Source organism: Acidovorax sp. KPB24-03, from assembly GCF_057546605.1.
The window spans coordinates 1-752 of sequence record NZ_BAAJYR010000850.1 but is presented as its reverse complement, the minus strand read 5'-3'; the positions used below and the strand labels follow the sequence as shown (position 1 = coordinate 752).

The window sequence follows — 752 nt, the reverse complement described above, 5'->3', positions numbered from 1 at the left end:
GTGCGCACCGCGATGCGGCCGCGCCTGGGCACGGTGTCGTGCCTGGTGCCGCGCGAGTCCGTGGCCGTGGGCCACGTGATGCTGGATTGACGCCAAGCCTTTGAGGAACACGCCCATGACCACCGCCGCCCCTTCGATCCCCGCATCGGCTGCCGCGCCATCGTCCGCTTCGGCCTCCGCCACCGCCGCGCCCTTGACCGTGCCCCTGTACCGCCTGGCGCACAGCCGCACGGGCGACAAAGGCAACCGCTCCAACATCAGCGTGATCGCCTGGCATCCCGCGCTGTGGGAGGTGCTGACCGCGCAGGTCACCGAGGCCGCCGTGGCGCGCCAGTTCGCGCTGCGCCGGCCCAGCCGCGTCGCGCGCTACCTGCTGCCGAACCTGCATGCCATGAACTTCGTCATCGACGACGTGCTGGACGGCGGCGTGAACGATGCGCTCAACCTCGACAGCCACGGCAAGGCGCTGTCGTTCCTGCTGCTCGACCTGCCCGTCGAGGTGCCTGCCGCGCTGGCCGCTCACCTGGCGGGACCGCCCGGGTAACGCCTTTCGAATGCCGCACCCGGCCATGCGCCAGGCCCGCGGTCCTGCATCGCTTTTTCCATAACCACACAGGAGACGACATGAACCCCTTTTTCCACCCCCAGCCTCGCCCCGAACCGCACCGGCATGCCTCGCGCCGCCATGCGCTCGCCGCCACCGTGGCGGCGGTTCTGGGCCTGGCGGTGGCCGGGCCCGGCCGCTGCCCAGC

Annotated in this window: 1 protein-coding gene; it reads left to right on the top strand. The window is 71.5% G+C overall.

Going from position 1 to position 752, the window contains the following annotated elements; translation table 11 throughout:
• The first annotated feature begins 115 nt into the window (after nt 1-115).
• Entirely contained in the window at nt 116-544 is a 429-nt protein-coding gene (locus AC27KI_RS26425) for an AtuA-related protein (protein ID WP_284430774.1), read from the top strand.
• The last annotated feature ends 208 nt before the right edge of the window (nt 545-752 follow it).

Coding starts and splice junctions, on each gene's coding strand:
- AC27KI_RS26425 (WP_284430774.1), top strand. CDS start 116: ATGACCACCGCCGCCCCTTCGATCCCCGCATCGGCTGCCGCGCCATCG.